Source organism: Sphingobium sp. RSMS, from assembly GCF_005406185.4.
Taxonomy (GTDB): domain Bacteria; phylum Pseudomonadota; class Alphaproteobacteria; order Sphingomonadales; family Sphingomonadaceae; genus Sphingobium; species Sphingobium fuliginis.
Genome location: NZ_CM191257.1, coordinates 1,648,325 through 1,671,471, shown reverse-complemented (window position 1 = coordinate 1,671,471; position 23,147 = coordinate 1,648,325). Strand labels below are relative to the sequence as shown.

The window sequence follows — 23,147 nt, the reverse complement described above, 5'->3', positions numbered from 1 at the left end:
ATGGGTCCTGAGCCTAGGCCGCCGCGCTGACCTCCGGCAAGTCCGCCGCGTCGCGCAGCAATTCCGCCAGCAGCCGGAATTCCTTGTCGCGCGGGCTGTTCTTGCGCCACACCAGGGCGATGTCGCGATGGGCCCGTTCCGACCGGAGCGGCCGGGCGGTGATCTGCGTATGGTCGAGCAGGCCGCTCGCAATCGCCATTTCCGGCATGATCGTCATGCCCAGGCCATTGTCCACCATCTGCACCAGCGTATGCAACGACGTGCCCATCATCATGGCGCTCGCCCGGATTTCCGGCCGGTTGCACGCGGCCAGCGCGTGATCCTTCAGGCAGTGCCCATCCTCCAGCAGCAGCAGCTTGGTTTCATCGATCATTTCCGGCGCGATCCATTCGGGCGGATCGCGCGGATCGTCCCGGGGAAAGGCGACATAAAGCCGGTCCTGGAACAGAAATTCGCTGTCCAGCTCGCCGGTGGGAAAGGGCAGGGCGAGCAGCACGCAATCCACATTGCCGTGCCGCAGCGATTCGATGGCGGCCTGCGTCGTTTCCTCCCGCAGGTACAGCTTCAGTTCCGGCCGTTCGCCCCGCAACCTGGGCAGCAGGCGAGGGAGCAGGAAGGGCGCGATGGTGGGAATGACGCTCATCCGCAGTTCGCCGGTCAGCGGCTTTCCCGACGCTTCGGCAATGGCGGCCAGTTCTTCGGCTTCGCGCAGCACCCGGTGCGCCTTTTCCACGATGCGGTCGCCCAGGGCGGTGAACCGCACCACCCGGCGCGTCCGCTCGACCAGCGTGATGCCGATCAGCGATTCCAGCTCGCGAATGCCGGCCGACAGCGTCGACTGGGTGACGAAGCAGCTATCCGCCGCCTTGCCGAAATGGCCATGCTCCTTCAGCGCCACCAGATATTGCAGCTGCTTGAGCGTCGGCATGTAACTCGACATTGATCGCCTTCCTCGATTGGAAAGCCCAATATAATTGTCTTAGCCGATATATCCAAGCCATTTGGCCACGCCGAACAAGGATGTGAGGGTCAGGATCGATCCCACGGCGATGAACAGCGTCCGGGGCGAGACGTGCCGGGCCAGCATCGCGCCGAACGGGGCCGCGATCACGCCGCCGATCAGCAGGCCGACCGTGTAGGTGGTGAAGGTTTCCCACCCCAGATGCAGCAGGAATGTGATGCTGATGGAGGTGGTCAGGATGAATTCGACGCTGTTGACCGTGCCGATGGTGTGCCGGGGGCTAGACCCCTGGATCAGCAGGTTCGACGTCACCACGGGCCCCCAGCCGCCGCCGCCGGTGGCGTCCATGAAGCCGCCGACCAGGCCCAGGGGCCCCACCCATTTGGGGTTGCGCGCCTGGGGCGGATAATGAAAGCCCCGCCACACCAGATAGATGCCGATGGCCGTCAGATAGGCCTGGACGAACGGCTTGATCATCGCCCCGTCCACATTGGACAGGAGATAGGCGCCCGCCACCCCGCCGATCACGCCCGGAATGATGAGGCGCGCGAACAGGCGCCAGTCGACATTGCGATGGATGATGTGGCTGATGGCCGACACCCCGGTGGTGAAGGTTTCCGCCGCATGGACGCTGGCCGATGCCCTGCTGGGCGGCACGCCGAGCGCCAGAAGCAGCGTGCTGGAAATGACGCCATAGGCCATGCCCAAAGCGCCGTCGATCATCTGGGCGCCGAAACCGATGAGAATGAAAGGCAGGATTTCGCCGAAATGGGCGATAAAGATGTCGATCATTCATTGGTTCCTGTTATGATTGTCTACCGCCTTGATTGGTATATCACGGGCCGCCAAGAAACTTTCTGTTTTATCGGGCGAAGCCGAAATAGCCCGCCATCTGGAAAATTCATCCTTTTGCGCTTATGTACCGTCTGGTCGGTTTCATCAGGGGCGCTTCATGCTGCGCAATCTTATTGCTTATCTGGACTCGGTCAAATCACGCGACCCTGCCCCGCGCTCGCGCGCTGAAATCCTGCTCTATCCGGGCGTCTGGTCGCTGGCTTTCCACCGCGTGGCGCACCGCCTCTACCGCGCGCGGCTCTATTTCCTGGCCCGTGCGGTGAATCATTTTTCGCGATTCCTGACCGGCAACGACATTCATCCCGGCGCCCGCATCGGCAAGCGCTTCTTCATCGACCATGGCTTCACCGTGATCGGGGAGACGGCGGAGATCGGGAACGACGTCACCCTCTATCAGAACGTGACGCTGGGCGGGACCGATCCCGCCAACGGCATCGCGGGCAAGCGCCATCCGACACTGGAAGACGGCGTGATCGTCGGTTCCGGCGCTCAGGTTCTGGGCCCCGTCCGCGTCGGCGCCCGCGCCCGCATCGGCGCCAATGCCGTGGTGACCAAGGATGTGAAGGAAGGCGCGACCATGGTCGGCATTCCCGCGCGGCCCATGCTGGTCGACGTGACGGCCTATCAGCGCGAATTCCTGCCCTATGGCACGCCATGCTCCGACTGCGTCGATCCGGAAAAGCAGAAGCTGGAACTGCTCCAGCTTGAAATCGACCAGTTGCAGAAGCGCGTGGCCGAACTGCTTGCCGAACGGGGCGGTGCGCCCGTGGATGACGTTCGCCTGGTCAAGGAGCGTGGCCGCGCCTGATGAGCAACGTGACGCCGTTCCCGTCGCAAGCGGCCCAGGGTGCAAGGGGGGCGGCCAGTCAGACCGGTTTCGATCGTCTCGAACTCCAGCGGATCATGGATCTTTACGGCCGCATGGTCGCGGCGGGCCATTGGCGCGACTATGCCATCGACCTGGGGCGCGAAGCCGCGATCTTCTCCGCCTTCCGCCGCTCCGCCGAGCGGCCGGAATTCCGCATCGAAAAACGCCCCTCCCTGCGCAACCGCCAGGGCATGTGGGCGCTGATCGGGGAGGCCGGGCACGTGTTGAAGCGCGGCGCGGAACTGCAGGGGATACTCGCGCCGGTGGAACGGCGGCTGCTCAAGATCGTGGGGGATTGACGCCCCCGCGCCCCGCCAGGGCATGGCGGGTAGGGGGCGGACGTTGGCGGTCCCGCCATGGCTCCTGCCTTCGCGGGAGCATCATGTGCCTGACGTCCCTTATTGATCCTTCCCGCCAAACCCTGCGATTTCCGGTTCGGCAGGACCGTAATCATCAGAAGAGCGATCATCCTTGACCCTACGGCATTGCGGAAGATGCCGCTCTCCCGCCAACCGCGCCAAGATTCCGCCTTTTTAGCCGCCCGTGTAAATGATAGCGCCGTCCTGGAAATCATGAAGGAGAGGCTTCGCCCATGAGCTTGCCGGCATTTTTGGAAGGCCGTTTGTCCCTGCCGTTGATCGGTTCGCCGATGTTCATCATCTCCCAGCCTGCGCTGGTGATCGCCCAGTGCCGTGCCGGGATCGTGGGTTCCTTTCCCTCGCTCAATGCCCGTCCGTCCGGGGTATTCGAACAATGGCTCCAGCAATTGAACGAGGCGCTGACGGACAGGGACGCCCCCTTCGCGGTCAACCTGATCGTGCACAGGACCAACAGCCGGCTGGAGGAGGATCTCGCCCTCTGCGTCAAATATCGCGTGCCCATCGTGATCACGTCGCTGGGCGCGCGGGAGGATGTGAACCGGGCGGTGCACAGCTATGGGGGCATCGTGCTGCACGACGTCATCAACAATGTCTTCGCGCGCAAGGCGATCGAGAAAGGCGCGGATGGCCTGATCGCCGTCGCGGCGGGGGCGGGCGGGCATGCCGGCACCCTGTCGCCCTTCGCGCTGGTGGAGGAAATCCGGGCCTGGTTCGACGGGCCGCTGGCCTTGTCGGGCGCGATCGCCACGGGCCGGTCGATCGCGGCCGCGCGGATGATGGGGGCTGACTTCGCCTATATGGGTTCCCCCTTCATCGCGACGGAGGAGGCCAATGCCGAACCGGCCTATAAGCAGATGATCGTCGACAGCGGCGCGGCGGACATCGTCTATTCGGATTATTTCACCGGCGTGCTCGGCAATTATCTGCGCCCCAGCATCGCCGCGGCAGGTCTGGACGCCGACAAGCTGCCCAAGGCGTCGGAAATGGATTTCTCCAGCGACGCGGGCGGCGACAAGAAGGCGTGGCGCGATGTCTGGGGCGCGGGTCAGGGGATCGGCGCGATCCGCAAGGTTCAGTCCGCCACGACCTTCATCGCGCAACTGAAATCGGAATATCAGGCAGCCGTCGCCGCCTTCGGAGCCTAGGCAGTAGTGACGATTTAATCATTTGAGCCATAGCATGATGCTGGCGAGTTTGACGAAGCCGAGGAAGTTTGCGGCGAGTTTGTCATAGCGTGTTGCGATACGGCGCCACTGCTTGAGCTTGGCGAAGAAGCCCTCGATGCCCCAACGCTGTTTGTAGGCGATGCGATCATAGTGGTGCTGATATTTGCGATGGCGGCGAGGTGGGATGACCGGCTCGCCGCCTTGCTCGTAGATGAGATCGTGCAAACTGTCGGCGTCATAGGCCCGATCAGCCAGAACCTTGCCAGCCGGGATGCCGCGGATCAGATCGCAGGCGGGCGCCATGTCGTTTTGCTGTCCGGGGCCGAGGATGAAGCGGATCGGCAAGCCCAAGGCATCGACTACGGCATGGATCTTGGTGCCGAACCCGCCTCGCGAGCGCCCGAGAGCCTGGGCTTGAGCGCCCCCCTTTTTACCCGTGCCCCAGCCGCCTGGGCCTGGGCGCGGATCACCGTCGCATCGATCGCCAGCCATTCGATGTCGGGATCATCCGACACAGCCTCGAAGATCCGGTCGATCACGCCTTGCTCGACCCAGCGATAATAACGCCGCTTGGCGGTCTGATAGGGACCGAACTTCTCCGGTAGATCGCGCCAGCGTCCCCCTGAACGCGCCAGCCAGAGCAAGGCGTCAAGAAACAACCGTCCGTCACTGCGAGGACCGCGCTTGCCCTTGCGCCCGCCCGGAACGAACTCCCGCAGCCGCTCCCACTGATCATCCCGCAGCACTTCGCCTTCCACGCCAGCCTCCAAAAGCCAGCCTTGAATCACAAATCCAAACCGTCGTGAATCCCTAAAATGTCACTACGGCCTAGAGCGTTTTCCAAGCAGATGGAATCATCTGCTGACTCGGAAAACGCGACAAAACAAAAACTTAGAGCAGTCGAGCCGATGCAATCGGATCGGAATCTGCTCTAGAGCCAATCGACATTCAGCCCTGACGGCCTGCAAATGACGCTTTTCCGAGCTTCCAGTGCTCACCTACTTTGAGTAGGCTGCGCTCCGGGTCACGGAAAACCACCATTTTACCTTCGGTGGCCTTCGGCTCGGCTCGTCATCTTCTGAATGTCGATTGGCTCCAGGCGGCGCCCTTCATACCCTCATCCCGGCTTTCGCCGGGGTGAGGGTTGAAATTCCGAATGGCCGGGTCACAGGAAGGCGCGCAGTTCCGCGATGAAGCGGTCGAACTGGTCATGGTGCAGCCAATGACCGGCATCCGCGAATTCGACCAGCCGGGCATCCCGGAAATGCGCGGCGCGCCCATCCTTCACCGGATTGGACGCCCAGCTATCCAGCCCAAGGCACAGCAGCGTCGGGCATGTGATCCGCTTCCAGAATTGCGGCAGGTCCATGTCCGACCAGGCCTGGGGCGCCGCATCGTGAAGATAGGGATCGAATTTCCAGCGATAGCTGCCATCCTCGTTGCGATTGACGCCGTGGATGGTGAGGTGCATCGCCTGTTCGACCGACAGATGGTCGTTGCGTTCCCGCATGCGCGCGACGGCTGCCTCCAGGGTCGGATAATGCCGCCGTGCCTGACGCGCCCGGTTCCGCCGCTTCTCGATCCATTGCAGCCATAGGTCGGGCTCGGCCTTTTGCGACTGTTCCTCGATCCGGCCCGGCGACAGGCCCAGTCCCTCTATGGCGACGATCCTGGCGACCTTTTCCGGGAACAGCCCGGCATAGCGCAGCGCGATCGATCCGCCCAGCGAATGGCCGACCAATATCACCGGCTCCCGGCCCAGTTGCTCGATCAACTGCGCCAGGTCGTAGACATAGTTCGCCATCATGTAGGAACCCTCGGCCGACCAGGCGCTGTCGCCATGGCCGCGCAGGTCGGGCGCGACGACGTGATAATCCTTCGCCAGCGCCCGTGCCGTCCAGTCCCAGCTCCGCGAATGGTCGAAGCCGCCATGCACCAGAACCAGCGTCGGCGCGGCGCTGTTGCCCCAGTCCAGATAGTGCAGGCGCATCCGCAGCGACGTGTAGAAATGGGAAGTCGGCGCGGCTTGCGTGTTCATGCGATCCTGCGAGCGGGTGGACAGGGGAGGGACAAGGTTCATGTCTCTTTGGCGAACTCCCCGGCGCATGCAAGGGGCGAGAACAGGAAAATCCCTGTTTTACGCCTGTTTCGTCAAGCTTTGGTAAAGATCGCCGCTCTACAGATCGTCCGGATGGGCGGCCAGCCTGACGAGCTTCTGGTGGTCCTGCGCCACTGCGGTCACGATGCGCGCCAGTTCCGCCTGCTTGAACGGCTTGTCCAGTCGGGGCCGTTGCGTCATGTTCGGCGGCAGTTCGGCAAAACCCGTGATGATGACCACCGGCAGGCCGGGCAGCCTTTGCTCGATCTCGTCGGCCAGCTGCGTGCCGGTCATGCCCGGCATGGCATAGTCGCTGATCACCAGGTCGACGCTGCCCTGTTCCAATATGCGCAGCGCATCCGGTCCCGACGTCGCCTGGAATACCGTGTGCCCCAGTTCCTCCAGCATGCCCGCGGTGTTGGTCAGCACCAGATCGTCATCGTCGACGGCCAGGATCACCAGCGGCTCCGTCAGCGCCAGGGCAAGGGCATCGGGAATGTCGGCCACGGCCACCTCCGCCGGTTCGGCGGGCGCCATCGGCAGCCACAGCGACACCGTGGTTCCCTGGCCCGGTTCGCTGACGATGGTCAGGGAACCGCCGCATTGTTCGGCAAAGCCGTGCACCATCGACAGGCCAAGGCCCGTGCCCTTGCCGACGCCCTTTGTCGTGAAGAAGGGTTCGCGCGCCCGCTCCAGCGTCGCTGCGTCCATGCCCTCGCCCTCATCGATGACGGACAGGCGCACATAGGGGCCGCCCTCCAGTCCGGGGCGTTGCGCCTTGGGCAGAGTGGCCTCCACCCCTTCTATGATGATCCGTCCGTCGCCGGCCATGGCGTCCCTGGCGTTCACCGCCAGATTGAGCAGCGCCAGTTCAAGCTGGGCCGGATCGGCATGGGCGGCGCTCAGATGCAGGGGAAAGCGGGTTTCGATGGCGATCCCGCTGCCCAGCGTCGTCTTCAGGAGGTCGGCCATGTCCCGCACCAGCGCCACGCAATCGACGCTCCGCAACTTCAGTTCCTGCTTGCGCGCAAAGGCCAGCATGCGCTGCGTCAGCGTCGCCCCGCGTTCCGCCGCCGTCATCGCGTTGTCGATATAGCGGGACACGTCCGCCCCGGTCGCCAGCCGCTGCCGCGCCAGGTCCAGACTACCGACGATCACGGCCAGCAGATTGTTGAAATCATGGGCGACACCGCCCGTCAGCTTGCCGATGGCCTCCATCTTCTGCGCCTGGAACACCGCCTCCCGCGCTTCTTCGAGCGCCAGTTGCGTCTCCCGCCGTTCGGTGAGGTCGCGCGTTATCTTGGCGAAGCCGATCAATTCGCCGGCGGCGCTGCGGATCGTATCGATGATGACATGCGCCCAGAAGCGGGAGCCGTCCTTGCGGATGCGCCATCCCTCCGCCTCGAACCGGCCTTCGCGCGCTGCCGTGTCCAGCGCCCGGGATGGCAGGCCGGCCATGCGGTCCTCTTCCGAATAGAAGCGCGCGAAATTCTGGCCCAATATCTCTTCGGTCGTATAGCCCTTGAAGCGTTCGGCCCCCGGATTCCAGCTCGTGATCGTCCCAATGGGGTCCAGCATGTAGATGGCATAGTCGGTCACGCCCTGCACCAGCAGGCGGAACCGTTCCTCGCTGCGGCGCAATTCCTCCTCCGCCGCGCGGCGTTCGGTCAGGTCGCGGGTGACCTTGGCGAAGCCGATAAGCTGGCCGCCGGGTTCGCGGATGGGATCGATGACCACATGCGCCCAGAAGCGGGAGCCGTCCTTGCGCACGCGCCATCCCTCCGCCTCGAACCGGCCGGCATTTTCGGCGGTGTCCAGCGCAAGCGCGGGCAGGCCGGCCGCCTGATCCTCCGGCGTGTAGAAGCGGGAGAAATGCTCACCGATGATCTCATCGGCCTCATAGCCCTTGAAGCGCCGCGCGCCGGCATTCCAACTGACGACGATGCCGTTGGCGGAGAGCATGTAGATGGCATAGTCGGTGACGTTCTGGACCAGCAGCTCGAAGCGGTTTCCAGATCCTTCCGGTGCCGCCGTGCTCATGAGGGGTTCCCGTCGAATTGACATGTTCGTCGTCCACAACGCGCATGCGTTCCGGACGTTCCGCTTGCGAAAGCGATTGTCCGGCGTGCCGGGCCGGGCGCGGCATTGACTTCGCCGTGCCCTCCGCGCCAAGGAGGCGCCTTCGGCAAGGATGGCCAGGAAGACGGAACGCATATGGGCAAGACAGCAGGAATCACCGTCGTGGGCGAAGCGATGCTGGAACTGAGCCGCGCGTCGGACGGGTTCGGTTCGGGCCAGGTTGGATCGGGCCAGGTTGGATCGGGTGGGGGCTGGAACCTGCGCTATGGCGGCGACGTCATCAACACGGCGATCCATCTCGCCCGTTGTGGCGACCATGTGCGCTTTGCGAGCGCGATCGGCGCCGATCCGATGAGCGCTGAACTGCGCGCAGCCTGGGAAGCAGAGGGCGTCGACACGTCGCTGCTGCTCTCCGCCGAGGGAAAGCTGCCGGGCCTTTACGCGATAGAGACCGATGCGCAGGGCGAACGCAGCTTCCACTATTGGCGGGGAGAGGCGGCCGCCAGGCGCATGTTCGACCTGCCGGAAAGCGCCGCCATGGTGGAAGAAGCGGCTGGATCGGAACTGCTCTATTTTTCCCTGATCACGCTTGCGATATTGTCCGAGGAAGCGCGCGAAAAGCTGTTCGCCCTGTGCGCGGCGGTTCGCGCAAAGGGGGGCAAGGTGGCGTTCGACGGCAATTACCGCGCCCGGCTCTGGCCCGATGCCGCGACCGCGCGCCACTGGCGCGACCGTGCCATCGCGCTCAGCGACATGGGTCTGCCCACTTTGGCCGATGAGGTCGAAATGGGCGAGGCGGACGATGTCGAGGATGCGGCCCGCCGCTGGGGCGCTGGCGAAGGCCGCGAGATCGTGGTGAAACTGGGCGCCGACGGCTGTCTGGTGGATGGGCAGATCGTCGCGCCGCCCGCCAGGCTCTCCGTCGTCGATTCGAGCGGCGCTGGCGATGCGTTCAACGGCGGCTATCTCCATGCCCGCCTCGCCGGTCGTTCGGCGCGCGAGGCGGCGCTTGCGGGTCATCGCCTGGCCGGCTGGAATATCGGCCGCCGGGGCGCGATACCGGCCCGCGATGGCGATGCGCCCTATGCCGACCTCTGAAATTCTCCGCTGCGACCTCGTTGACGGCATTGGGATCAAAGGCTAAGCCGCGTTTCACCCCGGCGGGTGTAGCTCAATGGCAGAGCAGAAGCTTCCCAAGCTTACGACGAGGGTTCGATTCCCTTCACCCGCTCCAGATTCCTGACATCATGACGGCTATGTCGAGTTCGCCCCGGGCGCGTTCCTGATGGGCCAGCCGCGAACCGGCCAGTGGCGACCGGCGAATCGCGAACCGGTCAATGGCGGGCATCAACTCCTGTCGCCAACGGCCGCGCCGACCGCCATCCACCCCATATCCTCTTCAACCCACCTGCCGCTTCGCCAGCTTCCTTGCCAGCGTGCGCCGGTGCATGCCCAATCGCCGTGCCGCTTCGGAGATATTGAAGTCGCTGTCCTTCAGCACTTCATGGATATGTTCCCATTCCAGCGTCTTGATCGACGTCGGGCGGGGCGCGAGGGGGGTGGAAGGGTCGCCGGCGGAACGCGCGAAGGCCGCCTCTATGTCGTCGGTGTTGGACGGCTTGGCGAGATAGTTGGACGCGCCGAGCTTGATCGCCTCCACCGCCGTCGCGATGCTGGCGAAGCCGGTCAGGACGACGATCACCATCGCCGGATCATGGGCATGCAATGTCTGCACGCAGACGAGGCCGGATTCCGCGCCCAGCTTCAGGTCGACCACGGCGAAGCCGGGCCTGCTGCCCGCCAGCACCGTTTCCAGCGCCGCATGGCTGTCGGCCGCCAGCACCGTATAGCCGCGCCGTTCGAAGGAGCGCTTGAGCGTTCTGGCGAACGCCTCGTCATCCTCGACAATCACCAGCAGGCGCTCAGTCATCGGGCCGTCTCCTCTTCCAGCGCCACCGTGCCCAGCGGCAGCCGCAGCAGGATCAGCGCCCCGCCGTCCGCGCCGTTGCTCGCGCTGACGCTGCCGCCCAGCTTGCGCACCACATTGACCACAAGGAACAGGCCCAGGCCATGGCCTTCCTTGCCCTTGCTCGATCGATAGGGCTTGCCGAAATCCTCCAGCATCGCCTCCGAAAAGCCGCTGCCATTGTCGCGCACCGCGATGTTGAGCGAACTGCTGTCGCGCCCCGCCAGCAGGTCGATATAGGTCGCGCCCGCCTCCCGCGCATTGTCGAGCAGATTGCCGATCGCCTGCCGGATCACCGGATCGGCCACGATGCGGGGATAGTCATGCGGCCCGAAATCGCAGCGCAGCGGCATGCCGGGATTCGCCCTGCGCCACTCCATGGCGATGCCCTCTATGAAATCGCGCACATTGGTCACTTCCGGCGCCTCGCCCCGCGCCTCGCCGGAGGACAGGAGGATGCCGGTGACGATCTCCTTGCAGCGCTGGACCGCCGCCTGCATCTCCGCCACTTCCTCGACCAGCGGGGGGTGGGCCGTGATCTCCGGCATGTGCCGCCAGTCGCCCAGCACCACCGCAAGCTGGGAGAGGGGGGTGCCCAGTTCATGCGCCGCGCCCGACGCCAACAGGCCCATGCGGACGATATGCTCCTCCTCCGCCGCCTGCTGACGCAACCGGGCGAGATAGGCGTCCCGCGCCTGGAGGTTGCGCGTCACCGGCAGCACGAACAGCACCAGCAGCACGGCGATCATGGTAAGGCATATCCATGTGCCGACGATATGCAGGTCGAACAAATGGCCTTCCAGCGCGCCGTTCAGGTCCAGCGGCCGGTAATGCAGCGCCAGCAGCCCCGCACAGAGCGCAGAGACGAAGACGATGCCCCAGATGCTCCACCGGTCGAGCAGCACCGCCCCCAGCGCCACCTGCACCAGATAGAGCGAGATGAAGGGATTGGTCGCCCCCCCTGAAAGATAGAGCTGCGCCGTCAGCAGCAGCACGTCGAACAGCAGCGACAGGAACAGTTCGGCATGGGACACGTCGGTCCGCTTGCGCAGCGCGCCGAAGCTGAGGCCGTTCATCAATATCGCCATGCCCGCGATCAGCAGCATCGGGGCGATGGGCAGGCGGATGCCCATGATGAAATGCACGGCGAGGATAGTGATGAGCTGCCCCGCGATCGCCAGCCAGCGCAACTGCACCAGCAGCGCCAGATTCTTGCGGCCCGCGGCGTCGGCAGGCCACTGGCTGGGTTGCCAGAGGGTGCTGATCGGCAGGTTCCGGTTCATCCCCGGCGGTCTTTCCGCTCCTGGCGCATCACGAATATGTACGCGCCCGCGACCATTGCCGCCAGTGCGAACCATGTGATCGCATATTGCAGATGATTGTTCGGAAAGGCGACGATGGTGAGGCCGCCGACAGGCAAGGCGCCGGGATCGGCCGCCGCATCGGCGTCGATGAAATAATCGGCCACCGGCCGCCCGATCCCGCGCGCTGCTGCGATGGCGGCCACATCGCGGGAGAACCAGCGGTCGCCTGCCGGATCGTTGGAGCGCAGGAACCCGCCGCCCGGTTCGCTGAGCCGCAGCAGTCCCGAAATCCGCGCTTCGCCCGGAGGACGCATATAGTCCCGTCGCCTGTTGGGCGGCACGAAGCCGCGATTGACGATGACCGTGAAGCCCCGATCGGTGACGAGCGGCGTCAGCACCCAGAAACCGGCGCCGCGCACCGTGACGGCCTGCACCAGCGCGGCCTTGTCATGGAGGAAACGCCCCGAAATCCTGACGCGCCGATATTCGTCGGCCTTTGCGGCCATGCGGGGAGCGGGGACGGGGGCGGCATGGATTCGCGCATCGACGCGGGCGATCAGGTCGCGCTTCCAGGCGAGGCGCTGGACCTGCCAGGCGCCCAGTGCGCAAAATCCGGCAAAAAAGAAGAGGGCGATCAGCGTCAGGCCGATCGGAAAGGCCGGGGAGCGCCGGGAGCGCTCCCCGTCTTGGCCCGTTGTCACGGCATCTCGCTCATATTGTGCATGACGCGCATTTCCTGGGTCGGACCCATGTCCATCTCCATCTGCGCGTGCGGCATCATATTCGCGTTCAGATGATACATGACCCACAGGGAACCGGACAGGACGATGACGACCAGCACCACCGTCAACATCATCGCCATGAACGACCAGCCGCCTTCGACGCGGGTGTTCATGTGCAGGAAGTAGATCATGTGGACGACGACCTGGACCGCGGCGAAGCCCATGATGACGATGCCCGTCAGTTGCGGGTCGTTCAGCGCGCCGCTCATCACCAGCCAGAAGGGAATGGCCGTCAGGATCACCGACAGGCCGAAACCGATCATGTAGCTGCCGAAGCTGCCGTGCGAATGGGCGTCATGATGATCGTCATGATGGTGGTCGTGGCCACCGTGCGGATGGACGGCATCGCTCACCGGAGCACTCCCATCAGATAGACAAAGGTGAAGACGCCGATCCAGATGACGTCCAGGAAGTGCCAGAACATCGACAGGCACATCAGCCGCCGCTTGTTGGCAGGGATCAGGCCCTTCTTCGCGACCTGCACCATCAGCGTGACCAGCCAGATCGAACCGAAGGTGACGTGCAGCCCGTGCGTTCCGACCAGCGTGAAGAAGGAGGACAGGAACGCCGAACGCCACGGACCCGCGCCCTCATGGATGAGGTGCGCGAATTCGTAGAGTTCGATGAACAGGAACGCCCCGCCGAACAGCAGCGTGACGACCAGCCAGCCCTGCGTGGCGCTGACCCTGTTCTTCTCCATCGCCAGCATGGCGAAGCCATAGGTGATCGAGGAGAAGAGCAGCATCGCGGTGTTGAGCGCGACGAGGGGCAGGTCGAACAGGTCCTTTGGCCCCGGCCCGCCGGCATAGCTGCCGCCCAGCACCGCATAGGTGGCGAAGAGGATGGCGAAGATGAGGCAGTCGCTCATCAGATACATCCAGAAGCCCAGCATGGTGCTGTGGCCTTCGTGGAGGTGCGGCTCCTCGGGCAGGTGATAGGCCCGGGGTTCCCTATGTGCAGTTGCGCTGCTCATGCGTGTCAGACTCCCGCCGCGAGGATTTGCGTGCGCTCTTCCTCGGTGCGCGTCACATCCTCCGCAGGGATGTAGAAGTCGCGCTTGTAGTTGAAGGTGTGGCCGATGGCGACGGCGACGATGCCGATGAAGCTCAGCCCCGCAAGCCACCAGATGTACCAGATGAGCGCAAAGCCGCACAGCGTCGCCAGCCCGGCCAGGATCACGCCCGCGCCCGTGCTGCTCGGCATGTGGATCGGCCTGTAGCCGCTCAGCGGACGCTGATAGCCGTTCTTCTTCATGTCCGCCCAGGTGTCGCCATCGTACACCACGGGGGTGAAGGCGAAATTATACTCCGGCGGGGGCGAGCTGGTCGCCCATTCCAGGGTACGGCCGTCCCAGGGGTCGCCGGTCGGATCGCGAAGCTCGTCGCGCTTCCAGATGGACACCGCGAACTGGATCAGCATGGCGCCGATGCCGATGGCGATGATGGCGGCGCCGATCGCCGCGATGACGAACCAGGGTTGCAGCGACGGATCGTCCAGCACCCGCAGGCGGCGCGTGACGCCCATCAGGCCGAGCACGTAGAGCGGACCGAAAGCCAGCCAGAAGCCGATGTTCCAGCACCAGAAGCTGACCTTGCCCCAAAAGACGTTCAGCCTGAAGCCGAAGGCCTTGGGCCACCAGTAGTTGATCGCCGCGAACAGGCCGAACAGCACGCCGCCGATGATCACATTATGGAAATGGGCGATCAGGAACAGCGAGTTGTGCAGCACGAAGTCCGCGGGCGGAACCGCCAGCAGCACGCCGGTCATGCCTCCCACCGTGAAGGTCAGCATGAAGGCGACGGCCCACATCATCGGCAGCTCGAAACGGATCTTGCCGCGATACATGGTGAACAGCCAGTTGAACAGCTTGGCGCCCGTCGGGATCGAGATGATCATCGTCGTGATGCCGAAGAAGCTGTTGACGCTGGCGCCCGAACCCATGGTGAAGAAGTGGTGCAGCCACACCAGGTAGGACAGCACCATGATGGTGCAGGTCGCATAGACCATGGAGGTGTAGCCGAACAGGCGCTTGCCGCAGAAGGTGGAGACCACTTCGGAGAAGACGCCGAACAGCGGCAGGATGAGGATATAGACCTCCGGATGGCCCCAGATCCAGATGAGGTTGACGTACATCATCGGATTGCCGCCGAAATCATTGGTGAAGAAGGCGGTGCCGGCATAGCGGTCGAGCGACAGCAGGACGAGCGTGGCGGTCAGGATCGGGAAGGAGGCGACGATCAGGACGTTCGCGCAGAGCGAGGTCCAGGTGAACACCGGCATCTTCATGAGCGACATGCCCGGCGCGCGCATCTTCACGATGGTCGCGATCAGGTTGATGCCGGACAATGTCGTGCCGACGCCCGCCACCTGCAACGCCCAGATATAATAATCGACGCCTGTCGCGGGACTGTAGGCAAGCCCTGACAGCGGCGGATAGGCAAGCCAGCCGGTCTGCGCGAACTCGCCCAGGAACAGCGACATCATGACCAGCACGGCGCCGCCTGTCGTCATCCAGAAGGAGAAATTGTTGAGGAAGGGAAAGCTGACGTCGCGCGCCCCGATCTGGAGCGGCACGATGTAGTTCATCAGGCCGGTGATGAACGGCATCGCCACGAAGAAGATCATGATGACCCCGTGCGCGGTGAACACCTGGTCATAATGATGGGCGTTCAGATAGCCTTCGGAACCGTTGAAGGCCCAGGCCTGCTGGATGCGCATCATGATCGCGTCGGCAAATCCGCGCAGGAACATGATGAGGCCCAGCACCATGTACATGATGCCGATCTTCTTGTGATCGACGCTGGTGAACCATTCCTTCCAGAGATAGCCCCAGAGCCGGAACCAGGTGAGCGCCGCGACAAGGGCGGCGCCGCCCAGCACCACCGCGACGAAGGTCGCGACGACGATGGGCTCATGCCATGGGAAGCTGTCCCATGTCAGACGACCGAAGATCATCTGTGCGGTTGTCATTGTGCCAGTCATGGGCCTTACCGATGCTGCGCGTGCGCGTCAGCGCCGCTGTGGGAAGAGTGATCGCCCGGCGCCTGCGCGGCGCCCTTCGCGCCGTCCGCGGCCGGTGCGTCGGGAGCAGTCTCCTGCCCCCTGTTCCGGTCCGACTGTTCGATCACATGGCTGTCGGGGAAGTCGTAGCGCAGACCTTTGGTGTCGCGCGCCGATTCCTTGCCCGCGCCGCCCATCATGTTGACGTGCATCAGCTCGCCCATGCAGCGCTGGCCGGGCCGGGGGCACAGATTGACCACGGCATCGAACAGCTTGGGATCGACGGCGGAGAAATAGGCGACCGGCGCCTTTTCGCTGGGCTTGGCCAGGGTCAGATAGACGTCGCGATCGAGATGGGCGCGGCTGGCCTTCACCCCGGCTGCCCAGGCATCGAACCCGGCCCTGTCCAGCGCCCGGTAGGCGAAGCGCATGTGGGTGAAGCCCGCGCCCGAATAGTTGGCGGAAATGCCGGTGCCCGCCACCGGCCGGTTGGCGACGGCGTGCAACTGGGTCTTCATGCCGGGCATGGCATAGATCTGGCCGGCGAGTTCAGGCACGTAGAAGCTGTTCATCACGGTAGAGGCGGTGATGTCGAACCGCACCGGCACATTGACCGGTAGCGCCAGCTCGTTGACCGTCGCGATGCCCAGTTCGGGATAGATGAACAGCCATTTCCAGTCGAGCGCCACGACCTCGACCGTCAGCGGCTTCACCCTGGGATCGATCGCCGTCCTGGCGTCGATGCGGTCGAGCGGCCGATAGGGATCGAGCTTGTGCGTGCTGACCCAGGTCAGCGCGCCAAGGCAGATGATGATCAGCAGCGGCGCGGACCAGATCAGCAGTTCCAGCTTGGTGGAATGGTCCCAGTCCGGGTCATAATCCTTGTCCGCGGCCTTGTTCGCCGCGCGGTAGCGCCAGGCGAAGAAGACGACGAGCGCCATGACGGGAACGACGATGAGGAGCATCAGCGCGGTCGAGATCAGGATCAGGTCGCGCTGCTGCACCGCAATATCGCCCGACGGGTTCATCACGACCCAGTCGCAGGCCGTCAGCGGCAGCGCCAGAATCGGAGCGGACCAGCGGAAAATCCGGGTCCGGTCGAGGGGGATGGGGTGTGGCATGGGGGCCGCCTACCGCTTCCGCAGGGAGTCGAACAGTGGGCAATTTGTCCCATTGTGCGCAGATGCAAAAAATGCTTCAGCGGTGGGATACTGCTTAGACTCTGCGGGTTTTCTGCTATGTTGCCTATCCGTGGCCGCCGGCAGAACAGAAGAGGGTTCCGGTGGCTTAGCCAAGGAGCGGATGCCTATGAGTTCACAGGCCATGACCTTCACCTCCCGATCGCTGGAGGATGATGCGCGCCTGATCAATGCGCGGGACCACAAGATCGCGCCGGGTGATATTTCCATTGGTGTGATCATTGGTCGCACCTCCGAATTCTTCGATTTCTTCGTTTACGCCATCGCCTCGGTCATCGTGTTCCCGAGCCTTGTGTTCCCCTATGTGGATGCCCTGACCGGCACGCTCTATTCCTTCGCGGTCTTCGCCGTCGCCTTCATCACGCGGCCCATCGGTTCGCTGATCTTCATGGCCATCGATCGCCGCTACGGGCGCGGAACGAAGCTGACCGTCGCGCTGTTCCTGCTCGGCGGCTCGACCGCGTCCATCGCCTTCATGCCCGGTTATGCGACGATTGGCCATTATGCTGCGTTAGTCCTGATCATCTTGCGCGCGGCGCAGGGCATGGCGCTGGGCGGCACATGGGACGGGCTGGCGTCGCTGCTGTCGCTCAACGCGCCGCAGCATCAGCGCGGCTGGTACGCCATGGTGCCGCAACTCGGCGCGCCGCTGGCCCTGCTGGTGGCGAGCGGGCTGTTCGCCTTCTTCCTGCTGACGCTGTCGCGTGCGGACTTCCTCGACTGGGGCTGGCGCTATCCCTTCTTCGTGGCCTTCGCGATCAACGTCGTCGCGCTGTTCGCCCGGCTGCGCATCGTGGTGACGCATGAATTCGAACGCCTGTTCGAGCAGAAGGACCTTCAGCCGTCCGAAATCCTGCCGACGGTCAAGGCGGAAGGGCGCAACATCATCATCGGCGCCTTCGCTCCGCTGGCGAGCTTCGCGCTGTTCCACATGGTCACCGTGTTCCCGCTGAGCTGGGTCGCGCTGTTCACCAACCAGCCGCTGGAACGCTTCCTGATCATCGAGATGATCGGCGCGTCCGTGGGCCTGCTGGCCATCGTCGTTTCCGGCTTCATCGCGGACCAGATCGGCCGCCGCTCCCTGTTGGCATGGTCGGCGCTCGGCATCGCGATCTTCAGCATCATGGCGCCGCTGCTGCTGAACGGCGGCGATCTGGGAGAGGTCGCCTTCATGATCCTGGGCTTCATGCTGCTGGGGCTGGCTTTCGGCCAGTCGTCCGGCGTCGTCGCGTCGAATTTCGCGACCGAGGCGCGCTATACCGGGTCGGCCCTGACGTCGGACCTGGCCTGGCTGGTCGGCGCCGGCTTCGCGCCGCTGGTGGCCCTGTTGCTGTCCGTGAAATTCGGCCTGGCCGCCTCGGGCATCTACCTGCTGTCGGGTGCGGTGGCGACGATGGTGGCGCTCTACATCAACAAGGAACTGGCGGCCCGCGACCGTTAAGGGGGCATCCGCCATCTTCGAAAAGGGGCCGGAGGGGGGTGTCCTCTCCGGCCCTTTTCTGTCCCCGACGTGCCCACAGGAGCACGTTAAGCCAAGCTCGGAGCGACGCTCTACTTCCCCCGCGCAAAATCCCGCATGCGCGCCAACGCCTTCCGGTCGAACCATCCCACGGGCAGCGCGCGCGGCGCAAAGCGCGGCAACCATTCCCCATAAACCGCATCCATCCGCACCGGCAGCCCGTCCACGCCATCCCGGCCCATGATGTCGGAAATGATCCGGTTCTGGAAAAAGCGCACCGAATAATTGATCATCCGCCGATATTGCATGCGCAGGGTGGTGGGCCGCAACAGGCTGACCGCCTCACAGCGAAAGCCGGCATCCTCGCAGGCCAGGACCCGCTCCCGCCGCCAGTCGGCATCGCGCCCCAGGTCGGTATGCGCCCATGCCGCCACCAAACCGTCGTCTCCGATCAGGTCCTCGGGCAGCCGCAAGCCCCTGAGCCGGATATCTCCCACGAAGCGCCCCGACAGGGCGTAGAGATCGCCGAACAATCCCCGTTCCTCCCGCAGGGTCCGGCGATAGGGGTCCGCGGACCGCCCGTTCATCGGCATCCCCGCCGCCGCGTTCGCCTCCGGCCGCGCCGCGAGGTCCGATACCAGCGCATCGATCGACCCGGCAAGGATCTCCGCATCGCCATCCATGAAGATCACGGCATCTTCTCCGCCGGTCAGCAGGCGGTGGACGAAATGGTTCCAGGTGCGCGCCTTGCCCCCGGCGGCCAGATCGTGGACGATGACATTCGTCCGTCCTCCGGCCGCTTCGCGCGCCCGTCCTGCCGTGGCATCGGTCGATCCGTTCACCAGCACATGGAAGACGGTGTCGGCCCGGTCTAGCGGCAGCGATGAAAGGCAACGCCCGATCCGCCGTTCCTCCTGATGCGCGAATATGCCGACCGCGACGCCCATGCCTAGCGGAAATCCCAGCCCTGCTGTCCATGGCGGGCGATGTCCAGCCCCTCCGCTTCTTCCCGCGCGCCGATCCGGGCGGGCGTCACGACCGACAGCATCAGCGCGATGATCGCCGCTCCCGCCATCGCCCAGAGCGCCACCGCCGCGATGCCGATGCACTGCGCCAAGAAGGCGCCGGCAAGGCTGATCCCCGCCGCGAAGCCGACGCCGCCCAGCGCGGGCAGCACGAAGGGAAGCAGCAACAGCGCGCCCGTCAGCCCGCCCAGTCCGTGGATCACGAAAATATCCGCCGCGTCGTCGATGCGGTCGCCCAATAATCCCTTTGCCAGTCGGCAGATGACGGCGGCGATCAGCCCGATGGCCATCGCGCCGCCCGGCCCCACCAGAGCGCCGGAGGCGGAGATCGCCACCAGTCCGGCCAATGCGCCCGAAACCAGCCCATTGGCGGTGACATGCCCCTTGTCGATCCGTTCCACCAGCATCCATCCGAAGAGGCCTGCGCAGGCGGCGAAATGGCCGTTCAGAATGGCGGTCGTGGCATTGTCCGTCGCGCCGAAGGACCATCCGCCCACTATGCCTGCCCAGCCGATCCACAGCAGCAGCCCGCCTGATACGCCCAGCACCGGCGCATGTCCGGCAGAAACGCTGCGCCGCCTGCCCACGACCAGCACCAGCGCGAGCGCGGAAAATCCCGCGCTCAAATGAACGACCAGCGCGCCCGCGAAATCCATGACGCCCAGATTGGCGAGCCATCCGCCGCCCCAGACCCAATGGACGACCGGCGCATAGACCAGCAGCAGCCAGAGCAACGCAAACACCGCCATCCACCCCAGGCGCACCCTTTCCGCCACAGCGCCCGGCAGCAGGCCGGCGGCAAGGATCGCAAGGGCCATCTGGAACAGCACGAAGGTGGATTCCGGCACGGTCAGCCCGTCACGCAGCGCGCCCAGATCGGCCAGCAACAGATGCGCCCGGCCGCCCAGCCACCCGCTCCCCGGCGCATAGGCCAGGCTGTAGCCGACAAGGGCCCAGAGCAGCGAAACCCCGGCGGCCACCACCAGCCCCTGCACGCCGATCGACAGGGCGTTGCGCACATGGACCAGACCGGCATGACGCAGCGCGAGTCCCGGCAGCGCCGCCAGCAACACCAGCAGACCGCACAGCATCATCCATGCCGTATCGCCGCTGTCGGCCACGGCCACCTGCGCCGCCGCGGGTTGCGGGGCCACCGACAGGAAAAGAAGGAGAATGGCAAGGAGGCGAGGCATCAGTTAATCCGGCAGTCCATATCCGGGCCGTCGTAACGCATGCGAAGTAAAGACTTGCCTAACCCTGATCGTTTCCCGCCACGCAGCCGATGCATTGGGCAGCGCGGACAAATTCGGGACTCCCCGGACCAGTTGATTTGGGCGGGAAGCGTACACTCGCTTCATCCCTCTCCCTTGAGGGAGAGGGCTGCGCAGACTTGGCAGCTTGCTGCCTAGTCGTAGCTGGATGAGGGGGTGCGATCCAACGGATCGCGCGGACCGCAGGCCCGCTCCCCCTCATCCAGATCAGCCTTAGGTTCCTCCGCCGCCAGGGCTTCCCATCCTTCTCCCTCAAGGGAGAAGGATGGTCTTACACTGGCCACCCCCCGGCATCCCGAACTCATCCACATCGCCTAATAGGCTTCCCCACCGCAACTGATCCGCCCCGTCCCCCGATTGTCGACGCTGCAGGCGGCCTTCCCCGCCACCGTCACATCGCCCGATCCGGATGCGGAAACCCGGGCCGAAACCTCTGCCGTCACCGCCACATTTCCCGGACCGTCATTCGCCACCGCGGCCTGCCGCACCCGCAGGCCTTCCGCCATCACCGCTCCGGGGCCGGTGACGCGGATGGTCGCGACGCCCGCCCGGCCGGACAGGTTCGCCCGTCCGGCTCCGGCCACTCCCAGGCTCAGCTGGTCCAGATCCACCGCCGCCACGCTGACATCGCCATTGCCGCCCAGCACGATCTCACCGCGCAGACCCTTCATCCGGCTGACCGACACCGATCCGCCGCCGGTCAGCACCACGCGGCTGAGGTCGCCGGTCGACAGCCGCAGCACCGCCCGCCCGCCCGATTTCTCGCCGGGCCGCGCCCGCTCCACCGTCACCGCAAGCAGGCGGCCGGATACGTCCACCTTCAGCCGGTCCAGCACCGCCTGATCGCCATCCGCCCGCGCCGAAGCACCCGCGCCGGTGGTGATCGTCACCTCCACCGGCGCATCCACGCGAATGGCGTCGAAACTGGTGATGGTGAACCCGCGCGTCGCCGCCGCCGCCGGGGCGGCCCATAGCATGATGGCGACCGGCAGGGCGAGCGAACGGGGCAGCGGCATGACGATCTCCCAGTCTTTTGCCGATCCTGATAGGGATGGGCCGTAGCGGTTCCAAGCCCCCTTGTTCGTCGCACCGGATCAGGCAAGATCGTCAGGTTTTCAAAAGGGGCATGTGGCTGATGCGCAAATGGATTTCCGGACTCCTCCTGGCTTCGATCAGCATCGCGGCCCCGGCTGCGCCCGACGACCGGGGCGAAGCCTGGTGGAAGCATGTCCGCACCCTTGCCGACGATGGCTATGAAGGGCGGGGAACGGGCAAGCCGGGCTATGACAGGGCGGCTGATTATGTGATCGGACAGCTTCGGGCGCTTGGGCTGAAGCCGGCCGGGACCGACGGCTATAAACAGCCCGTCGCCTTCGTCGAGCAGGTGATCCTGTCGCAGCAGAGCAGCGCTTCGCTGACGGGGCCGGGCGGCCATGCCGCGCTGGCGGCGCCCGCCGACATCATCTTCTCAGGGGGCGGCGGCCCCGCTCCGGAAACCGTCGGCGCCCCGCTGGTCTTCGCCGGCTACGGCCTGCACCTGCCGGAGGCGGGGCATGACGATTTCGCCGGGCTGGACCTCAAGGGCAGGATCGTGGTGGTCGTCTCGGGCGGACCGGCGACCCTCTCCGGCGCGCTGAAGTCCCATGCCCGATCGGAGCGGGCGGCGTGGCTGGCGAAGCAGGGCGCGCTTGGACTGATCCAGCTCGTGACGCCGAAACAGGTTGAAATTCCGTGGGACCGGCGCATGGCGCTGGCCAGCCAGCCGGCCCTGTTCTTCCGCGACCCCGCCCTGCGGGATACGGCGACCCCCTTCCTCAACGCCCAGTTCGACCCGGCCAAATCCGCGCTGCTCTTTGCCGGATCGGGCCATGATTTCGCGCAGATCGCCGCCGCCGCCGACAGTTCCGGCCCGGTGCCGTCCTTCCCGCTCGCCCAGCGGCTGGACGCGAAGGTGGCGGCGAGGCGCGCCGATTTGACCTCGCCCAACATCATCGCGCTCATGCCCGGGACGGACCCGCAGCTCAGCAGGGAATATGTCGTCCTGTCCGCGCATCTCGACGGCTATGGGGTGGGCACGCCGATCGACGGGGACGCGATCTACAATGGGGCGCTCGATAATGCATCGGGCGTGGCGAGCCTGCTGGAAATCGCCCGGACCCTGCGCAACGGGAAGGTGAAGCCCCGGCGGTCGATCCTCTTCGCCATCGTCACGGCGGAGGAGAAGGGGCTGCTCGGGTCCAGCTATTTCGCGCGCCGTCCGACCGTGCCGCAAAGGGCGATGGTGGCCGACCTCAATTTCGACATGGCCCTGCCGATCTTCCCGCTGACCAGCGTGACGCCGATCGGCTATGACCAGAGCAGCCTTGGCAAGGATGCTGAAGCGGTGAGCGCGGCGATGAACCTGCCGATCACGCCCGATCCCTTCCCGGACCGCAACGTCTTCATCCGGTCGGACCAGTACAGCTTCATCCGGGCGGGCATCCCCGCGCTGTTCTTCAAATATGGCTTCAAGGCGGGCACGCCGGAGGCGACGGTCGAAAGGGCCTGGCGCGCCAACATCTACCATTCGCCCAGGGACGACGCGAACCAGCCGGTGATGCCGGCCGAATCGGTGAAGCTCAACGACTATGTCGCCGCCGTCACGCTGCGCGTCGCCAATGCGCCGCAGCGCCCGGCCTGGAACGAGGACAGCTTCTTCCGCCGCTTCGCCAAATAGCGTCCCCTCCTGCTTGAT

Annotated in this window: 22 protein-coding genes and 1 tRNA gene; 7 read left to right on the top strand and 16 right to left on the bottom strand. The window is 65.0% G+C overall.

All coding sequences use genetic code 11. From position 1 onward, the window contains the following. Positions 1-13: 13 nt before the first annotated feature. On the bottom strand, positions 14-940 hold the full coding sequence (locus tag EGM87_RS07765) for a hydrogen peroxide-inducible genes activator (RefSeq protein ID WP_025550038.1): 927 nt from the start codon (positions 938-940) through the stop codon (positions 14-16). Between the two features lie 39 nt (positions 941-979). Next, positions 980-1,753, bottom strand: coding sequence for a sulfite exporter TauE/SafE family protein (locus tag EGM87_RS07760; RefSeq protein ID WP_044662493.1), 774 nt, complete (start codon positions 1,751-1,753; stop codon positions 980-982). Between the two features lie 160 nt (positions 1,754-1,913). On the opposite strand from EGM87_RS07760, the gene epsC reads away from it, so the two are divergent. The 3 genes from epsC (at position 1,914) to EGM87_RS07745 (ending at position 4,209) form a co-directional block, all read left to right on the top strand. Continuing rightward, positions 1,914-2,624 (top strand): serine O-acetyltransferase EpsC, encoded by a 711-nt coding sequence (epsC, locus tag EGM87_RS07755; protein ID WP_044662492.1) that lies wholly within the window; start codon positions 1,914-1,916, stop codon positions 2,622-2,624. Further along, positions 2,624-2,983 (top strand): DUF2794 domain-containing protein, encoded by a 360-nt coding sequence (locus tag EGM87_RS07750; RefSeq protein WP_044662491.1) that lies wholly within the window; start codon positions 2,624-2,626, stop codon positions 2,981-2,983. Before epsC ends, EGM87_RS07750 begins: the two co-directional genes overlap by 1 nt. 293 nt (positions 2,984-3,276) lie before the next feature. Continuing rightward, complete coding sequence (locus EGM87_RS07745) at positions 3,277-4,209, top strand: NAD(P)H-dependent flavin oxidoreductase (RefSeq protein WP_044662490.1); 933 nt, start codon at positions 3,277-3,279, stop codon at positions 4,207-4,209. Between the two features lie 18 nt (positions 4,210-4,227). On the opposite strand, the gene EGM87_RS07740 is transcribed toward EGM87_RS07745, so the two are convergent. The 3 genes from EGM87_RS07740 to EGM87_RS07730 all read right to left on the bottom strand — a co-directional run bounded on the left by EGM87_RS07740 (position 4,228) and on the right by EGM87_RS07730 (position 8,368). Continuing rightward, positions 4,228-4,988, bottom strand: a protein-coding gene (locus EGM87_RS07740) for an IS5 family transposase (RefSeq protein ID WP_099185988.1) whose coding sequence is annotated in 2 segments (ribosomal slippage) — positions 4,228-4,664 and positions 4,664-4,988 — 762 coding nt in all. Because the reading frame shifts where the segments join, the coding sequence is not laid out codon by codon here. Positions 4,989-5,395: 407 nt separating this feature from the next. After that, positions 5,396-6,268, bottom strand: a complete 873-nt coding sequence (locus EGM87_RS07735; RefSeq protein ID WP_044662489.1) for an alpha/beta fold hydrolase — start codon at positions 6,266-6,268, stop codon at positions 5,396-5,398. Between the two features lie 138 nt (positions 6,269-6,406). Beyond that, a complete protein-coding gene (locus EGM87_RS07730; RefSeq protein ID WP_044662488.1) occupies positions 6,407-8,368 on the bottom strand; it encodes a hybrid sensor histidine kinase/response regulator in 1,962 nt (653 codons plus the stop codon). A 174-nt stretch (positions 8,369-8,542) separates the two neighbouring features. On the opposite strand from EGM87_RS07730, the gene EGM87_RS07725 reads away from it, so the two are divergent. Both EGM87_RS07725 and EGM87_RS07720 read left to right on the top strand, forming a co-directional pair. Beyond that, complete coding sequence (locus EGM87_RS07725; protein ID WP_044662487.1) at positions 8,543-9,505, top strand: sugar kinase; 963 nt, start codon at positions 8,543-8,545, stop codon at positions 9,503-9,505. Positions 9,506-9,567: 62 nt separating this feature from the next. Next, positions 9,568-9,641 (top strand) — tRNA-Gly (locus EGM87_RS07720). Here the strand turns inward: EGM87_RS07720 and EGM87_RS07715 are convergent. The 8 genes from EGM87_RS07715 to cyoA are packed head-to-tail and all read right to left on the bottom strand — an operon-like array spanning position 9,630 to position 16,580. Next, a complete protein-coding gene (locus EGM87_RS07715; protein ID WP_262857361.1) occupies positions 9,630-9,755 on the bottom strand; it encodes a hypothetical protein in 126 nt (41 codons plus the stop codon). The genes EGM87_RS07720 and EGM87_RS07715 overlap by 12 nt on opposite strands. Before the next feature lie 51 nt (positions 9,756-9,806). Beyond that, the gene (locus tag EGM87_RS07710; protein WP_044662486.1) at positions 9,807-10,337 is read right to left on the bottom strand and encodes a response regulator transcription factor; all 531 of its coding nucleotides are present in this window, start codon (positions 10,335-10,337) and stop codon (positions 9,807-9,809) included. Continuing rightward, positions 10,334-11,656 carry an ATP-binding protein gene (locus EGM87_RS07705; RefSeq protein ID WP_044662485.1) on the bottom strand — a complete coding sequence of 441 codons (1,323 nt, stop codon included), beginning with the start codon at positions 11,654-11,656 and terminating at the stop codon, positions 10,334-10,336. Before EGM87_RS07705 ends, EGM87_RS07710 begins: the two co-directional genes overlap by 4 nt. Beyond that, positions 11,653-12,378: an SURF1 family protein gene (locus EGM87_RS07700; RefSeq protein ID WP_044662484.1), complete on the bottom strand. Its 726-nt coding sequence runs from the start codon at positions 12,376-12,378 to the stop codon at positions 11,653-11,655. Before EGM87_RS07700 ends, EGM87_RS07705 begins: the two co-directional genes overlap by 4 nt. Further along, positions 12,375-12,812: a cytochrome o ubiquinol oxidase subunit IV gene (gene cyoD, locus EGM87_RS07695; protein WP_025551292.1), complete on the bottom strand. Its 438-nt coding sequence runs from the start codon at positions 12,810-12,812 to the stop codon at positions 12,375-12,377. The genes EGM87_RS07700 and cyoD overlap by 4 nt, the downstream gene beginning before the upstream one ends. Next, a complete protein-coding gene (cyoC, locus tag EGM87_RS07690; RefSeq protein ID WP_025551291.1) occupies positions 12,809-13,432 on the bottom strand; it encodes a cytochrome o ubiquinol oxidase subunit III in 624 nt (207 codons plus the stop codon). Before cyoC ends, cyoD begins: the two co-directional genes overlap by 4 nt. A 5-nt stretch (positions 13,433-13,437) precedes the next feature. Continuing rightward, a complete protein-coding gene (gene cyoB, locus EGM87_RS07685; RefSeq protein WP_044662483.1) occupies positions 13,438-15,441 on the bottom strand; it encodes a cytochrome o ubiquinol oxidase subunit I in 2,004 nt (667 codons plus the stop codon). A 5-nt stretch (positions 15,442-15,446) separates the two neighbouring features. Next, positions 15,447-16,580, bottom strand: a complete 1,134-nt coding sequence (cyoA, locus tag EGM87_RS07680) for a ubiquinol oxidase subunit II (RefSeq protein WP_044662482.1) — start codon at positions 16,578-16,580, stop codon at positions 15,447-15,449. A 187-nt stretch (positions 16,581-16,767) separates the two neighbouring features. Between cyoA and EGM87_RS07675 the strand changes: the two genes are divergently transcribed. Further along, positions 16,768-18,099: an MFS transporter gene (locus EGM87_RS07675; protein ID WP_044662481.1), complete on the top strand. Its 1,332-nt coding sequence runs from the start codon at positions 16,768-16,770 to the stop codon at positions 18,097-18,099. 110 nt (positions 18,100-18,209) lie between these two features. On the opposite strand, the gene EGM87_RS07670 is transcribed toward EGM87_RS07675, so the two are convergent. The 3 genes from EGM87_RS07670 to EGM87_RS07660 all read right to left on the bottom strand — a co-directional run bounded on the left by EGM87_RS07670 (position 18,210) and on the right by EGM87_RS07660 (position 21,429). Beyond that, positions 18,210-19,064, bottom strand: coding sequence for a glycosyltransferase family 2 protein (locus EGM87_RS07670; protein WP_044662480.1), 855 nt, complete (start codon positions 19,062-19,064; stop codon positions 18,210-18,212). Between the two features lie 2 nt (positions 19,065-19,066). Then, positions 19,067-20,335 carry an ammonium transporter gene (locus tag EGM87_RS07665; RefSeq protein WP_044662479.1) on the bottom strand — a complete coding sequence of 423 codons (1,269 nt, stop codon included), beginning with the start codon at positions 20,333-20,335 and terminating at the stop codon, positions 19,067-19,069. A gap of 392 nt (positions 20,336-20,727) precedes the next feature. After that, positions 20,728-21,429, bottom strand: a complete 702-nt coding sequence (locus EGM87_RS07660) for a GIN domain-containing protein (RefSeq protein ID WP_044662478.1) — start codon at positions 21,427-21,429, stop codon at positions 20,728-20,730. A 119-nt stretch (positions 21,430-21,548) separates the two neighbouring features. Between EGM87_RS07660 and EGM87_RS07655 the strand changes: the two genes are divergently transcribed. Continuing rightward, positions 21,549-23,129, top strand: coding sequence for a M28 family metallopeptidase (locus EGM87_RS07655; RefSeq protein ID WP_044663171.1), 1,581 nt, complete (start codon positions 21,549-21,551; stop codon positions 23,127-23,129). The last annotated feature ends 18 nt before the right edge of the window (positions 23,130-23,147 follow it).

Bases quoted from the DNA above. Each gene is read 5' to 3' on its own strand.
- EGM87_RS07735 (WP_044662489.1), bottom strand. From the start codon at position 6,268: ATGAACACGCAAGCCGCGCCGACTTCCCATTTCTACACGTCGCTGCGG.
- EGM87_RS07750 (WP_044662491.1), top strand. From the start codon at position 2,624: ATGAGCAACGTGACGCCGTTCCCGTCGCAAGCGGCCCAGGGTGCAAGG.
- cyoA (WP_044662482.1), bottom strand. From the start codon at position 16,580: ATGCCACACCCCATCCCCCTCGACCGGACCCGGATTTTCCGCTGGTCC.
- EGM87_RS07760 (WP_044662493.1), bottom strand. From the start codon at position 1,753: ATGATCGACATCTTTATCGCCCATTTCGGCGAAATCCTGCCTTTCATT.
- epsC (WP_044662492.1), top strand. From the start codon at position 1,914: ATGCTGCGCAATCTTATTGCTTATCTGGACTCGGTCAAATCACGCGAC.
- EGM87_RS07765 (WP_025550038.1), bottom strand. From the start codon at position 940: ATGTCGAGTTACATGCCGACGCTCAAGCAGCTGCAATATCTGGTGGCG.
- EGM87_RS07715 (WP_262857361.1), bottom strand. From the start codon at position 9,755: ATGCCCGCCATTGACCGGTTCGCGATTCGCCGGTCGCCACTGGCCGGT.
- EGM87_RS07665 (WP_044662479.1), bottom strand. From the start codon at position 20,335: ATGCCTCGCCTCCTTGCCATTCTCCTTCTTTTCCTGTCGGTGGCCCCG.
- EGM87_RS07705 (WP_044662485.1), bottom strand. From the start codon at position 11,656: ATGAACCGGAACCTGCCGATCAGCACCCTCTGGCAACCCAGCCAGTGG.
- cyoC (WP_025551291.1), bottom strand. From the start codon at position 13,432: ATGAGCAGCGCAACTGCACATAGGGAACCCCGGGCCTATCACCTGCCC.
- EGM87_RS07745 (WP_044662490.1), top strand. From the start codon at position 3,277: ATGAGCTTGCCGGCATTTTTGGAAGGCCGTTTGTCCCTGCCGTTGATC.
- cyoB (WP_044662483.1), bottom strand. From the start codon at position 15,441: ATGACTGGCACAATGACAACCGCACAGATGATCTTCGGTCGTCTGACA.
- EGM87_RS07655 (WP_044663171.1), top strand. From the start codon at position 21,549: ATGCGCAAATGGATTTCCGGACTCCTCCTGGCTTCGATCAGCATCGCG.
- EGM87_RS07730 (WP_044662488.1), bottom strand. From the start codon at position 8,368: ATGAGCACGGCGGCACCGGAAGGATCTGGAAACCGCTTCGAGCTGCTG.
- EGM87_RS07670 (WP_044662480.1), bottom strand. From the start codon at position 19,064: ATGGGCGTCGCGGTCGGCATATTCGCGCATCAGGAGGAACGGCGGATC.
- EGM87_RS07675 (WP_044662481.1), top strand. From the start codon at position 16,768: ATGAGTTCACAGGCCATGACCTTCACCTCCCGATCGCTGGAGGATGAT.
- EGM87_RS07710 (WP_044662486.1), bottom strand. From the start codon at position 10,337: ATGACTGAGCGCCTGCTGGTGATTGTCGAGGATGACGAGGCGTTCGCC.
- EGM87_RS07725 (WP_044662487.1), top strand. From the start codon at position 8,543: ATGGGCAAGACAGCAGGAATCACCGTCGTGGGCGAAGCGATGCTGGAA.
- EGM87_RS07660 (WP_044662478.1), bottom strand. From the start codon at position 21,429: ATGCCGCTGCCCCGTTCGCTCGCCCTGCCGGTCGCCATCATGCTATGG.